Origin of the sequence: Peribacillus saganii (genome assembly GCF_003429095.1) — a bacterium.
Taxonomy (GTDB): domain Bacteria; phylum Bacillota; class Bacilli; order Bacillales; family DSM-1321; genus Peribacillus; species Peribacillus saganii.
Window position 1 is genome coordinate 49,528 of record NZ_QVTE01000001.1, and the last position, 13,114, is coordinate 62,641.

The 13,114-nt window shown below is 42.0% G+C and carries 14 protein-coding genes and 1 riboswitch; all 14 genes read left to right on the top strand.

The window, feature by feature from the left end; genetic code table 11:
• Positions 1-8: 8 nt before the first annotated feature.
• The 14 genes from D0469_RS00215 (at position 9) to minC (ending at position 13,114) form a co-directional block, all read left to right on the top strand.
• Entirely contained in the window at positions 9-1,049 is a 1,041-nt protein-coding gene (locus D0469_RS00215) for a type IV pilus twitching motility protein PilT (RefSeq protein WP_117324648.1), read from the top strand.
• On the top strand, positions 1,049-2,257 hold the full coding sequence (locus D0469_RS00220) for a type II secretion system F family protein (RefSeq protein WP_117324649.1): 1,209 nt from the start codon (positions 1,049-1,051) through the stop codon (positions 2,255-2,257). The genes D0469_RS00215 and D0469_RS00220 overlap by 1 nt, the downstream gene beginning before the upstream one ends.
• A 68-nt stretch (positions 2,258-2,325) precedes the next feature.
• Positions 2,326-2,409: riboswitch (cyclic di-GMP riboswitch) on the top strand.
• Positions 2,410-2,567: 158 nt separating this feature from the next.
• The gene (locus D0469_RS00225) at positions 2,568-3,089 is read left to right on the top strand and encodes a type II secretion system protein (RefSeq protein WP_117324650.1); all 522 of its coding nucleotides are present in this window, start codon (positions 2,568-2,570) and stop codon (positions 3,087-3,089) included.
• 115 nt (positions 3,090-3,204) lie between these two features.
• Positions 3,205-3,960: a prepilin peptidase gene (locus D0469_RS00230; protein ID WP_117324651.1), complete on the top strand. Its 756-nt coding sequence runs from the start codon at positions 3,205-3,207 to the stop codon at positions 3,958-3,960.
• A gap of 15 nt (positions 3,961-3,975) precedes the next feature.
• A complete protein-coding gene (gene pilM, locus D0469_RS00235; protein WP_117324652.1) occupies positions 3,976-4,953 on the top strand; it encodes a type IV pilus biogenesis protein PilM in 978 nt (325 codons plus the stop codon).
• 15 nt (positions 4,954-4,968) lie between these two features.
• Positions 4,969-5,583, top strand: coding sequence for a PilN domain-containing protein (locus tag D0469_RS00240; protein ID WP_142919139.1), 615 nt, complete (start codon positions 4,969-4,971; stop codon positions 5,581-5,583).
• Positions 5,580-6,746, top strand: a complete 1,167-nt coding sequence (locus D0469_RS00245; protein ID WP_117324654.1) for a LysM peptidoglycan-binding domain-containing protein — start codon at positions 5,580-5,582, stop codon at positions 6,744-6,746. Before D0469_RS00240 ends, D0469_RS00245 begins: the two co-directional genes overlap by 4 nt.
• Positions 6,747-6,841: 95 nt before the next feature.
• Positions 6,842-7,828 carry a hypothetical protein gene (locus D0469_RS00250; RefSeq protein WP_117324655.1) on the top strand — a complete coding sequence of 329 codons (987 nt, stop codon included), beginning with the start codon at positions 6,842-6,844 and terminating at the stop codon, positions 7,826-7,828.
• Between the two features lie 336 nt (positions 7,829-8,164).
• Positions 8,165-8,731, top strand: a complete 567-nt coding sequence (locus D0469_RS00255) for a Maf family protein (RefSeq protein WP_117324656.1) — start codon at positions 8,165-8,167, stop codon at positions 8,729-8,731.
• Positions 8,732-8,799: 68 nt separating this feature from the next.
• Positions 8,800-9,471 (top strand): RadC family protein, encoded by a 672-nt coding sequence (radC, locus tag D0469_RS00260; RefSeq protein ID WP_117324787.1) that lies wholly within the window; start codon positions 8,800-8,802, stop codon positions 9,469-9,471.
• Positions 9,472-9,626: 155 nt separating this feature from the next.
• Positions 9,627-10,646 carry a rod shape-determining protein gene (locus D0469_RS00265; protein ID WP_117324657.1) on the top strand — a complete coding sequence of 340 codons (1,020 nt, stop codon included), beginning with the start codon at positions 9,627-9,629 and terminating at the stop codon, positions 10,644-10,646.
• A gap of 287 nt (positions 10,647-10,933) precedes the next feature.
• Positions 10,934-11,824, top strand: a complete 891-nt coding sequence (gene mreC, locus D0469_RS00270) for a rod shape-determining protein MreC (protein ID WP_117324658.1) — start codon at positions 10,934-10,936, stop codon at positions 11,822-11,824.
• Entirely contained in the window at positions 11,821-12,339 is a 519-nt protein-coding gene (mreD, locus tag D0469_RS00275) for a rod shape-determining protein MreD (RefSeq protein ID WP_117324659.1), read from the top strand. The genes mreC and mreD overlap by 4 nt, the downstream gene beginning before the upstream one ends.
• 91 nt (positions 12,340-12,430) lie before the next feature.
• Positions 12,431-13,114 carry a septum site-determining protein MinC gene (minC, locus tag D0469_RS00280; protein WP_117324660.1) on the top strand — a complete coding sequence of 228 codons (684 nt, stop codon included), beginning with the start codon at positions 12,431-12,433 and terminating at the stop codon, positions 13,112-13,114.

Consider the following 13,114-nt stretch of genomic DNA (forward strand, 5'->3'; position numbering starts at 1 on the left):
GGAATTTCATGAAAGAGAGACTGGATTATATTTTAACAGCTGCATTTGAACTCGGTACCTCTGATATTCACTTGACTGTAGGCGTACCGCCAATCATGAGGCTTCATGGCGAATTGAAGCAGTACGGAAAAGAGGCATTGACACCTGACGATACGGAAGCAATGGCAAGGTCAATCATTGCTGATAATTTATGGGATGTGTTTAAAGAAAAGGGTGAGCTTGATTTTTCCTACGGAATTCCAGGTGTGTCACGCTTCAGGGTGAATGCCTACCATCAGCGTTCGTGTGTCAGCCTGGCTATCAGGGTTGTACCAACAAAGATCCCAACCCTTGAAGAACTGAAATTGCCGAATGTATTAAAGCAAATTGCGGAAAAACCGCAGGGGCTTGTACTCGTTACAGGTCCTACGGGCAGCGGAAAATCAACAACACTTGCTGCCATAATTGATTTTATTAATAAGCATATGAAGCGCCATATTATTACCTTGGAGGATCCAATAGAGTATTTACATAAACATGGGTTAAGTATAATCGACCAGCGGGAGGTAGGATTCGATACAAAGAATTTCGCCAATGGCCTTCGGGCCTGCCTTCGTCAGGATCCTGATATCATTTTGGTTGGAGAGATGCGGGATCTGGAAACCATTTCAACCGCGATTACGGCAGCTGAAACAGGGCATTTGGTTCTTGGAACCTTGCATACGACAGATGCGCCTGCGACGATTGACCGGATTATCGACGTTTTTCCGCCAAACCAGCAGCCACAGGTGCGAATTCAGCTTGCTTCTGTATTGGGAGCAATCATTTCGCAAAGGCTTTTCCCGACTGTAGATAGGAATGGAAGGGCAGCCGCTATCGAAATCATGATCAACAATTCAGCCATTCGTAACTTGATTCGAAATGAAAAAATTCATCAGATTCATAGCGTAATGCAGACAAGCAGATCGTCCGGAATGCAGACCTTGGAAATGGCGATTAAGGAGTTGCTGGAAGAAAAGAAGATTGATGACCAAGCTGCCGCTCCTTACCTGATGGAGGGTATTAAATAATGCCAGTTTTCCGATACCAGGGCAGGGATAAAAAAGGAAGGAAGAAAGCGGGCAGAGTAACTGCCGAAAATCGGCGGGAAGCAGTGATAAAAATCCGGGAACAGGGTATTGCGGTCATATCCATCGAAGAGTTGACCGGGTTGCTGTATAAAGAGATTTCCGTTGGCCAAAAAAAGGTTAAAAATCAGGATCTGGTGATCTATATCAGGCAGTTTTCAACACTTTTAAAAGCTGGTATTACTGTGGTGGAGGCTACTAATATACTTGCGAGACAAACTGCCAGTAAAGTCTTAAAGAAAACACTGGAGGATGTTGCGGTAAGTCTTGATGAAGGTAAGCCATATTCTGAGGCAGCTGAGGCCCATCGGCACATATATCCGCCTCTGTTCATCAATATGATGCGGGCTGGAGAGGCCGGCGGTAATATGGATGAAATTCTGGAGCGTATGGCTGTTTATTTTGAAAAGCAATATCAGACCCGCCAAAAGGTAAAGTCAGCCATGATGTATCCGGCCACAGTAGGGTTCATCTCAATAGTAATCGTTATATTTCTTTTATCAACCGTCGTCCCTGCTTTTGCGGATATGTTTGCATCCTTTGGCGGTGAACTGCCATGGATTACACGGGCCATTTTGGGGATGGGAGACTTTTTTCAAGCTTTCTGGTGGTTATTTTTGCTCTTGTTCATAAGCGCTTATCTTGGTATTCAATATATTAGGTCCAACAAAAGAACGAAATATTATTTCGACCTGTTTATGCTCAGAGTTCCCCTTTTCGGCAAGCTTTTGCAAAAAGCGGGCATTGCCCGTATGACAAGAACGCTTAGTTCACTGTTTACCAGCTCTGTGCCGATATTACAATCGTTGGCTATTGTGGAAAAGGTGATCGGGAACGAAGTGCTTGCCAGAGTCATGAAGGAATCCCGTACCTCAATTGAAAAAGGGCAGTCAATATCGGTGCCAATGGAGAGACATTGGGCTTTCCCTCCTATGGTAACAAGTATGATTGCAATCGGGGAGAAATCAGGAACGATGGACCTAATGCTTGATAAAGTAGCTGATTTTTATGAAATGGAAGTTGACAATGCTACGGACCAAATCAAATCATTAATCGAACCACTGATGATTGTCCTCCTTTCCTTTGTCGTCGGCGGAATAGTCGCTGCTATCGCTGTTCCGATGTTCAGTATATTTGAAACGATAAAGTAAATTATTCATTAATTTAACACAAACTTTATGGAATTATATGCATAGATCTCATATAATAGGAAAAAAGATATGAGATTGGAAGCGATGATAGGTCATTTGTATTTGGGCACTTTAATGACCTGGAGCTAGTAGTGCAACCCGCCAATTTTTATGTTTTATTCAGTATGGTCTGAATGGATATAAAAAATTGGCCTTTTTTATTGAGGCAAGGATACAAAGAAAACATTCCAGGCCGATGATAGTAATAGGGATTATATTGGTGAAAACCAATCTAATAGTATTTCATTATATTATTTAAGGAGAGAAACAGATGCTTAAACGGGTAAGAGGAATTTTCAAGAACCAGAAGGGTTTAACACTTGTTGAATTGCTTGCTGTTATTGTTATTTTGGGAATTATTGCGGCGATTGCTGTGCCGAGTATTGGGGGAATTATAAAAAACAGTAAAACAGACGCACATATAGCAAATGCTCAACAGATGGTATCGGCAGCTCGTATGGCATCTGCGGGGGGACTTCCTACGGAAAATGTAAATGGAACTAATGTAGGGTATCATCTTGATGACTTAATTGCTAAAGGGTATCTTGAGCCTCTTAATGATCCAGACGGTGGTACAAGTGGTTCCGCACCATATATAGAAGCGAAATCCTATGTGCAAATAATGACTGCTAAAACTACAGGTAATTTCACTTACTTAGTATTCCTGGATGGAAACAAAAGGAATGTTGGTGAGGCGGATAGTCCAGTTCTGATAACTGGAATCTCTAGAGATAACGTTGAAGATAATCCTCCTCCTCCTCCTACTTCCCCAACTCCGCCAGCAGGAGGTTAATGATAAGCTAGATTGACAGTAGGAGAGCTCCTTTCACAAGGAGTTCTTTTTTTGTCTATCAATCTGCTGCAATTATTTTGTATAATAAAAGATAATAAATAAAAGGAAGTATTATATGGTTTTCATATACTTTTATCTGTTTGTGCTCGGTTGTGTGCTGGGTTCGTTTTATAATGTGGTGGGCCTGCGTGTGCCGCAAAATTTGTCGATTGTTCGGCCGGGTTCTCATTGTACTTCGTGTAAAAAAATGTTAGGGCCATTTGAGCTGGTACCGGTCATCTCGTATGCAGTTTTTTGGGGGAAATGCAAACATTGCGGCAGCCGGATATCCCCCATTTACCCGAGTATTGAACTGGCTACAGGGATTTTGTTTGTTTTCGCATTTTATAAGCTGGGGTTTACCTGGGAGCTATTGATTGCACTTACTTTGATTTCCCTTCTAGTCATTATTTTTGTATCTGATCTTGCATATATGCTTATTCCTGATAAAGTTCTGATCTTTTTTGCTGTATTGATAGCAGCTGAAAGGATATTTGTGCCGCTTGATCCATGGTGGGATATGCTGGCCGGAGCTATTTTTGGGTTTAGTTTACTGTTCTTGATTGCCTTGATCAGCCGCGGCGGAATGGGAGGGGGCGATATCAAGCTTTATTTCGTAATTGGCTTGGCACTGGGTTTTAAGCTGACCCTCCTTTCGTTTTTTGCTGCAACCTTGCTGGGAGCTTTGTATGGAGTCGGGGTAATTGTCGCAGGCAAGTTCAAGAAAGGACAGGCCATTCCGTTTGGTCCATTTATAGCCCTTGGAACATTGCTATGCTTCTTTTACGGTGAAAGAATTATGGAGTGGTATGTAAATTCATTTTTGTCATAGCGGGTGGTGAAGCGAATGTTTTCATTGGTTAAAACAAGGCATCAAAGAGTACACTTTTCTATTAAAGACCGCTATATTCGCTTTTTAGCAACAGGAAAGAATCGGACATTTCACTTTTATGGACAAAAACACCTTCCTCATGGTGTTATTGTCGAGGGACAGATTAAGGATAGAGAATCTCTGCAAATGATACTTGAAGAAATCATTGATCATTATAAATTAAAGGGCAGTAAAATTACGTTTTGCATTCCGGATGCTTTTGTTATTCTGAGGAAGGTGCTTGTTCCTTTAGAAATAACCGAGGCCGAAATAAAAGGCTATTTATACATGCAGCTTGGGGACAGTATCCATTTGCCTTTTGAGGACCCGGTACTTGAGGCTGTTTTATTGGGAAGGGCGGATGAGCAGAATGAGGTGCTGCTGATTGCCTCAAAGGAATCAATATTAAGGGATTTTACGGAAGTTTTTCAGGAAGCTTCATTAAAACCTGTAGTGGCCGATTTATCGATTTTATCCCTTTATCGGATGTACTATCATTTAAACCTTGCAGATAAAAACGAACACTTATTGATGGTCCATATCGGGCTTGATTCTATGGCAATGTCAGTTTTTTACGAGTATAAACCAGTATTGGTAAGGCATTTTCAGCTGCCTTTTTCCGAAACCTATTATGAACTTGCTGAAAGCAGAAGCGGCCAGCAATATTACCAATGGTGCGGTCCTGAGGAAGAAATAATGGGACAAGCCCAGGATATGACAACGGAAATTGAGCGATTTATGTCATTTTACCGTTTTAATTTGACAAGGGGTAAGCACCAAATTACTAAGCTTTTTATAACAGGTGACCATCCTTGCATGGCTATGCTCGAAGAAAATATCAGTAACTCATTTGAAATTGAAGTGCAGTCTCTTTTAAAGCCTTTATTCCAGACAAAAAAAGGAATAAACATTCCGCCGGTTTATGCTGATTGTATCGGACTTGCGCTAAAGTAGGTGTCATTTATGCTTGTGGATATTAATTTACTGCCGCAAAAAGAAAAGAAGCGATCCACAACGTTATTCTTTGTCTTTGCGTTCCTGTTGATCGTATTTGCGGCCGGAGCGTATTCGTGGTTTCTATATAAACAGCTGGCCCAAGAGAATATCAGGCTGGAGCAGCAGCTTGCATATACTCAAAAGCTGCGCGAAGTACAGGCAAATACGAAGGTGGAAAGTGCTGGCCAAACGGCTGCAAAACAGCTTGAAACGGCGATTCAGTGGGCAGAGGAATACCCGGTATCAACCTACTTGATCCTGAGGCATTTTGCCAGCCTGCTGCCTGAGCGCGGCTTTATCCTTACTTTTTCATACGAGGATAGCGGGAACGCTCAATGTTCAGTTCAGTTTGATTCTTCCAGGGAAGCAGCCTTCTATTTAAAGAGTCTTACCGACTCAAAGCTAATAAAAGAAGCTAAACTAAATAGTCTTGTTACAGAAGGAACTGAAGAAGAGAATAGAGCCCAAACTGGAACAGCCGGGAATATAGAAACACCTTTGCCGAGATATATCGCCCAATATTCACTCACTATCGATAAAGCCGAACTAAAAAAGGCTGAGGAAGAAGGGCGGGTGAGACAGCAATGATGGCTGGGAAAAAGCCCGTCCTGATTATATTGCTATTAATAGTCCTTCTTTTTGCTGTTTCTTTTTATGTATACTGGTTCCATTTTCTACTGGTAAAGCAAAATATAGAAACACTTAAGCAGACCATCGCCAGTGAGGAACAGCTGTTAGCAGAGATGGAAAGACAGCAAACAGGGAATAAAGGAGAAATTTTAATTCAAACGACCGAGTTACAGAAAAAGGTGCCGGTATCACCATTGGTGGATCAATTTCTTCTGGAACTCGAGAGGGCAGAGGTCGCTTCAGGGAGCTTGATAACCAGCATTAGCTTTTCAGAGGGGCAGGCAATGACAAATGAAACGCTACAGGGAGAGGGGCAAATTCCTCAACAAGCTGGTACAGAACAGACTAATCCCTTAACGGCCGGGGGAGCACAAAATCCTGGGCAGGAAGGAAATACTGGAGGAACACAACAAGACCAAGGGGAAACTTGGGAGAACTCTGAAGCAGCAGCCCCTGCCGTTTCTCTTCCCGAAGGAATTGAACGGATAACGGCGGCGATGACAGTGGAGTCGCCTACTTATTTTGAGCTTGAATCTTTCATTAAAGAAATCCAGTCTCTGCCTAGAATTACAATGGTGGATAATCTGGCTTTTACCGGTACAAATGAAGTAAGGCAAATCACAGATGAAGTGATCGATAAACTCACCTATAATGTTACGATTTCAGCCTTTTATTATCCCAATCTGGAAGAATTAAGAAGCCAATTGCCTAAGCTGGATGTACCAGCTCCGGGCAATAAAATTAATCCTCTGGCTCCCAGTATAGTTCCTAATCTAAAGACAGAGGAAGGGGAAACGACCCCTTCTGATGGAACGGCAGTGAATTCAGATGGAGAAATGGTCCAAGGGGTAAATGCTGATTCCGATGAAAATAATGGCGGTACTGTTACCAATGGAGACATGCCAACTTCGTGGGGACAGCCAAAGCAGGTTGAAAAAAATAATAAAAAATACAATGTCTATACGTATAAAGTGAAAAAAGGCGATACCATGTTTAGCCTTTCCCTAAAGTATTATAACAGCAATAAAGGAATAGAAATAATCAAAAATTGGAATGGCTTTACAAAGCTCCAGGCGGGAATGAAAATTGAAATCCCTATAGAGGCAGATGGCGAGAATTGACGAAAGCTATTGATAACAAGACGACAAAAGTCTTGTTATTTTTTTTTGACTCCGTGATAGGATGAAAAAAATGAAGTCGAAGGGAGGTAAAAAAAATGGACAAGCAAACTGATAGAGATAGGGTTATCACTATTAAAATTAATGGGGAAACGAAATCTTTCACGGAGGAAAATAATTCTTCTTTGAGTCCGTTGGATGAGACAGCAGCTGCTGTCGAGAACGCAGATGAAAGCTTTGATTGGATTCTTCCGGATCATGATGAAGCGAGCAATGAAACTGCTGAATCTATTTTCGACCCGGAATTAACAAAGAAGAAAACAGGGTTTACATTTGAGAGCGTAAAACAGACAAAAAACTTCAGCTTTTTTAAAAGGCCACTAGCCGCTTTGTTTTTAGCTGTTCTAATTGGGGCGTGTCTAGGCATTATTGTCTTGAAAATTATTACTGCAAAGGAAGAGGTAAAAGAAACGTCAGCCAGCGTTGTTAGTGTGGTACCATCTGAAGATGCCCCAAAAGCGGCCGCAGCGGTATCCTCACTGGAGGCTTTTGTAGTACAGGGGGGAGTATTCAGTACAGAAGAAGCTGCCAAGAAGGTACTGGAGGATATTGAACAAAAGCAAATTCCTGTCCGGGTATTTCCGCTGGAAGGTAAATATTTTTTGTTTCTTGGAACAGCACCAAGCCTGGAAGCCGGCAAAAAACTATCAGCCTATTATAAGGGATTTCAGTTGGATGTTTACTGGAAACCGGTAACCTTGGATTATTCCAATAAAATGACAAGCCAGGATCAAGAATTATTACATTCCCTTTCTTCCGTTTATAAGGATATGACATCAATTGTTACGTCACGAATGCTGCAGGAAGATCCCGGTATCAAGCCGGATGAATACCAGGGGATATTAACATCATTGAATAAGGAAGAAATGAAAAATAAACAGCTGAAAGATATGTATAAACAGCTGGTGCTTGCGGATGAATTTATTAAACAAACAGAGGAATCATCTCAGCCTGTTATCCTGCTTAAAGCACAGGCCCGGCTTTTGACATATCTTAGGTTAACCCAAGAATTATCAGCAGGTTAAAATTGTATGGAAGGATAATTCGTTTTCCTCCAGCTTTTTTATGAGGAAGTCCCTCCCTGGGCCTTCCTAGGCTGTGTTTTTTTAGTCCGCTCGCATTTCCCCGGCTACAAATCTCCGTTAAAAGAATACAATTAGGAAAACTAACCAATAAATCTTATCTTTCACCCAATTTGTATGTTTTAGAACACATTAAAAGACATAAGTGACACACTGATTATTTCTCCCTTATAAAATTAAATTAGCAACAGATAGTCCTGCATTGTGCCGAAAGGAAATATTTGTTACGATGAAGTTGTATCTTCTAATAAGCAACATGACAAGGTAAGGTGAAAATGAATGCAACTGATTTTGGCTTCTTCCTCCCCCAGACGCAAGGAACTTCTCCAGATGCTTAGAATCCCTTTTGACATTAAAACTTTAGAAACGGATGAAACGATTCTTCCGGGAATGAGCGGGAAAGAAGCGGTTGAGGATCTGGCTTACCGTAAAGCAAAGGCAGTCGCGGACAGCAATCAGGAATGCTGTGTGATCGGAGCTGATACTGTCGTTGTTTTAGATGGACAGATTCTTGGAAAGCCACTTGACAGAGAGGATGCTGCAAGGACGCTTAGCATGCTCTCAGGCAAAAAACACTCCGTGTATACTGGAGTGGCAATTATAGAAGGGCAAAGTTCCCTTGTATTTTCAGAAAAAACAGATGTGGTATTTTGGGAGCTTTCAAAAGAAGAAATCGAAACATATCTGGATAGCGGTGAACCGTTTGACAAAGCGGGCAGCTATGGAATTCAAGGCTACGGATCATTGCTGGTAAAAGAAATTTCCGGAGATTATTACACGGTTGTCGGATTGCCAGTTTCCAGGCTTGCCCGTGAACTGCAGGCCTTTTGCAGCGACATGGATTAACCGCTGCCACTCTTCTTTTCGAAGCTCTTAAGCCATCGAAAGGTGAGATGTAATTGTCAGACAATTTAATGATCCGCGATTTTCCCAAAGAGGAAAGACCGCGCGAACGATTTATTCAGGACGGGCCCGGCAGCTTGTCCAACCAGGAATTATTGGCCCTTCTCCTGAGGACCGGTACAAAGGATGAGTCCGTCCTGCAGCTTGCAAACAGGCTGATAAGCACATTTGAAGGTTTGCGGCTTCTAAAGGATGCCTCGATCGAAGAAATAACAGCGATTAAAGGAATTGGCGAAGCGAAGGCGATTCAAATTTTAGCTTCGGTAGAGCTCGGCAAGAGAGTCAGCTCGCTCAACTATCAGGATCGGTATGTCATCAGGTCCCCTGAGGACTGTGCCAATTATTGCATGGATGAAATGCGCTTTTTGTCTCAGGAACACTTTGTGTGTCTTTATTTAAATACGAAAAATCAAGTTCTCCACAAGCAGACCGTTTTTATCGGCAGCTTGAACGCCTCCATTGTACATCCACGCGAAGTATACAAAGAAGCCTTCCGCAGGTCCGCTGCGTCTATCATTTGCCTTCATAATCATCCTTCAGGCGACCCTACTCCGAGCAGGGAGGATATTGAAGTGACGAAAAGGCTGGTAGAGTGCGGCAAGATTATTGGGATAGACCTTTTGGACCATCTTATCATCGGTGAAAAGAAATTTGTCAGCCTTAAGGAAAAAGGTTATTTATAGCACTACCATATTCTTTGACGGTAGGATATAATATTGTTTATGATTTTTAGGGGGAATCTTTTTTTTTTGACTTCCATTTGATAAAGATTGAATGAAAAGGGACTTGAAACCTTACTATAAAAAAGCATCTTGTCTATGAAAAGGAGATACAGCGAATGTTTGGAATTGGTACAAGAGATGTTGGGATTGATTTAGGAACGGCTAATACGCTTGTATATGTAAAGGGAAAAGGGATTGCGGTACGTGAGCCCTCAGTAGTGGCGTTGCAGACAGATACGAAGCAAATTGTCGCTGTTGGCAATGATGCGAAAAATATGATCGGTCGTACACCTGGTAATGTCGTGGCACTCCGCCCGATGAAGGATGGCGTTATCGCTGATTATGAAACAACAGCGACGATGATGAAATATTACATGAGACAAGCCCAGAACAAAGGTGTGTTTGCCCGTAAGCCTTATGTCATGGTTTGTGTTCCTTCCGGCATTACGGCTGTTGAAGAACGTGCGGTAATCGATGCTACACGCCAGGCAGGCGCACGTGATGCCTATACAATCGAAGAGCCCTTTGCAGCAGCGATCGGCGCAAATCTTCCCGTCTGGGAGCCGACTGGAAGCATGGTCGTTGATATTGGAGGCGGAACAACTGAGGTAGCCATCATTTCCCTTGGCGGCATTGTAACAAGCCAATCCATCCGTATCGCCGGTGATGAAATGGATGACGCGATCATAACCTACATTCGCAAGAATTATAATCTGATGATCGGTGACCGTACAGCGGAAAACATTAAAATGGAAATCGGTTCTGCAGGGGATACTGAGGGCATTGATAATATGGAAATCCGCGGCCGTGATTTGCTGACAGGTCTTCCGAAGACGATTGAAATCACAGCTAAGGAAATTTCAAATGCACTTCATGATACAGTGTACGCAATTGTCGATTCCGTGAAAAACACTCTTGAAAAAACTCCGCCTGAACTCGCAGCGGACATTATGGACCGGGGAATCGTCCTTACCGGAGGCGGAGCATTGCTTAGAAACCTTGATAAGGTAATCAGTGAGGAAACAAAAATGCCAGTCCTAATTGCTGAAAATCCGCTTGATTGCGTAGCGATCGGAACAGGGAAAGCTCTTGACCACATCCATTTATTCAAAAGTAAAGCGCGTGACTCACGTTAATATAATATTTAGATTAAAAAGCTAGCCACAGGAAAGGAAACAGAATAAAATTTGCTTTTCTGTGTGGGTTATTTTCAAGATAAGACAGCATAATTTTTTAACAAGTCAAGATGTCTAGCTGCAGCGCCCAGCCCGGCGTACAGGAGGGAGGTTGAAATGGCCTTAAATTTCAACCATGCCCGGCCTTAGTCGACGTTCCTTTGTACAGGGCGCTTGCGCTTTTCTTATATCCACTGCGAAATTTGCCGAAAGAAGGCAGTAGTTTCAAAATGATAGAGGTGTAAACCATGCCACAGTTTTTTCTAAATAAAAGGCTCATTCTACTGCTTGTCAGCATTATCATTCTCGTGGCATTGATTGGGTTTTCTCTAAGAGAAAGAGAGAAAGTGAGCTGGCCAGAGCAGTTCCTTAGCGATACAATCGGCTTTGTTCAAAATGTTTTCCACAAACCAGTAACTTCTGTGGCCGGATTTTTTGAAAATTTGATCGATCTTCAACATACATATGATGAAAACAGAAAGCTGAAAGAGCGTTTGGATGAATATGTAACCCTGAAAACCCAGGTTCAAGGACTAGAAAACGAAAATAAGGAGCTTCGTGAAATTCTTGGCAAGAAAGATGACTTGCGCGAATATTCACCAATACAGGCTACAGTAATTGGGCGGAATCCTGATCGCTGGCACGAGATCATTACAATTAACAGAGGGACCAACCAGGGAGTCAAGAAAAACATGGGTGTTATAACCTCCCGGGGGTTAATTGGAAAGGTTAAAAATGCTAAGCCTTTTACATCCACTGTACAGCTGTTAAGCTCTAAGGATCCAAAAAATCGGATCTCAGCAGTTATACAGGGGCAAAAAGAAATTTACGGTGTAATTGAAGGCTACGATCAGAAACGGAAGCTTTTATTGTTGAAGCGCATTCCATATAATGAAAAAATCAAGATAGGTTCAGAGGTCGCCACCTCTGGAATTGGCGGGGTGTTCCCAGAAAGCCTTGCTATCGGAACAGTTGAGGAAGTTATAACGGACCAATACGGGTTGAATCAGACTGCTTATGTTAAACCTGTTGCAGATTTTTATGATATTGATAATGTAATGGTAGTGGAGCGACTCACTCCAAGTGTTGATGAAATGGATGAAAGCTTTAGCAATCAAGAGGGAGATGAAACACCGTGAGCAAGTTCATCCTTCCTCTTGTTGCTTTGCTGTTTTTCATTTCTGAAAGCCTTTTTGTGACTCTATTTTCTGGGGAATTGTACAATAGTGAGCAGATCTTTGTGCCGCGGTTCATAATGGTATTCCTTGTTTTCCTTACTATATATGGCTCTAGGAAAATGGGCGTTATTTATGGCTTTATCCTTGGTCTTTTATTTGATGCAGTGTATACAGAAATATTGGGAATCTACATGTTTCTTTTCCCAATATTGTGTTATTTGATTTCAAAAGCAATGAAGGTGCTGCAGACAAATTTATTCATTGTATTAATAGTTTCTGTGTTATTTATAGCTTTGCTTGAGGTTGCCATTTTTGAGGTTAACGTAATTCTGCATTTTGCCGAGATGAGTTTTTCTGAATTTGTTGAAGTTAGGCTTCTTCCTACACTGATTCTGAACTTAGCTTTTACCATTCTGGCAGCGTTTCCGCTAAAACTCCAAATGGAAAAGTTTGAACTCGAAACACGGGAGGACTGACTTCGGGTATGATCCTTTACAGAATTTTTCTAGGAAAAAGGATATCCCCTCGAAATGTCGAATTATAATATCATTGAGGTGAAATTTCGTCATGAGTAAGAGGAATCAGCAAAATGTTATGATTAAGGGGACAAAGGACGGGCTGACACTTCATCTCGATGATTCTTGTTCATTTCATGAGCTCATCAAAGAGCTTGAAACAAAGCTATCGGCCAATTATAATTTCCAGGAAAACGATCCCATAATTTCGGTTAAAGTACATACAGGCAACAGGTTTTTAACGGAAGAGCAGTATGAGGAAATCCAGGAGCTTATCCAGACAAAGAAAAAACTGTCTGTTGAAAGTATAACTTCTAATGTCATTTCCAAGGATGAGGCCCAAAGATGGAAGGAAGAAAACGAGATTACGACAATTGCAAGAATTGTCAGGTCCGGGCAGATATTAGAAGTTCCAGGTGATTTATTGCTGATTGGCGATGTGAATCCTGGCGGGACGGTATCGGCTGGAGGCAATGTTTTTATCATGGGTGTTCTAAAGGGTATTGTTCATGCCGGGTCTACGGGAAATTCGGGCGCAGTGATTGCAGCTTCTGTAATGAAGCCCTCACAGCTGCGGATTGCGGGAATGATGCATCGTACTCCGGACCAATATTCTGAGGAAGGCCAAGAGATGGAATGCGCCTTTATTGATGACAGTAATCAGATTATAGTAGATAAGCTGCAGGTTTTAAAGAAATATAGACCTAATTTTGATAGATTAGAAGGGGGACTCTAA

Bases quoted from the DNA above. Each gene is read 5' to 3' on its own strand.
- D0469_RS00265 (WP_117324657.1), top strand. From the start codon at position 9,627: ATGTTTGGAATTGGTACAAGAGATGTTGGGATTGATTTAGGAACGGCT.
- D0469_RS00250 (WP_117324655.1), top strand. From the start codon at position 6,842: ATGGACAAGCAAACTGATAGAGATAGGGTTATCACTATTAAAATTAAT.
- D0469_RS00230 (WP_117324651.1), top strand. From the start codon at position 3,205: ATGGTTTTCATATACTTTTATCTGTTTGTGCTCGGTTGTGTGCTGGGT.
- D0469_RS00215 (WP_117324648.1), top strand. From the start codon at position 9: ATGAAAGAGAGACTGGATTATATTTTAACAGCTGCATTTGAACTCGGT.
- radC (WP_117324787.1), top strand. From the start codon at position 8,800: ATGATCCGCGATTTTCCCAAAGAGGAAAGACCGCGCGAACGATTTATT.
- D0469_RS00220 (WP_117324649.1), top strand. From the start codon at position 1,049: ATGCCAGTTTTCCGATACCAGGGCAGGGATAAAAAAGGAAGGAAGAAA.
- D0469_RS00225 (WP_117324650.1), top strand. From the start codon at position 2,568: ATGCTTAAACGGGTAAGAGGAATTTTCAAGAACCAGAAGGGTTTAACA.
- D0469_RS00245 (WP_117324654.1), top strand. From the start codon at position 5,580: ATGATGGCTGGGAAAAAGCCCGTCCTGATTATATTGCTATTAATAGTC.
- mreC (WP_117324658.1), top strand. From the start codon at position 10,934: ATGCCACAGTTTTTTCTAAATAAAAGGCTCATTCTACTGCTTGTCAGC.
- minC (WP_117324660.1), top strand. From the start codon at position 12,431: ATGAGTAAGAGGAATCAGCAAAATGTTATGATTAAGGGGACAAAGGAC.
- D0469_RS00255 (WP_117324656.1), top strand. From the start codon at position 8,165: ATGCAACTGATTTTGGCTTCTTCCTCCCCCAGACGCAAGGAACTTCTC.
- pilM (WP_117324652.1), top strand. From the start codon at position 3,976: ATGTTTTCATTGGTTAAAACAAGGCATCAAAGAGTACACTTTTCTATT.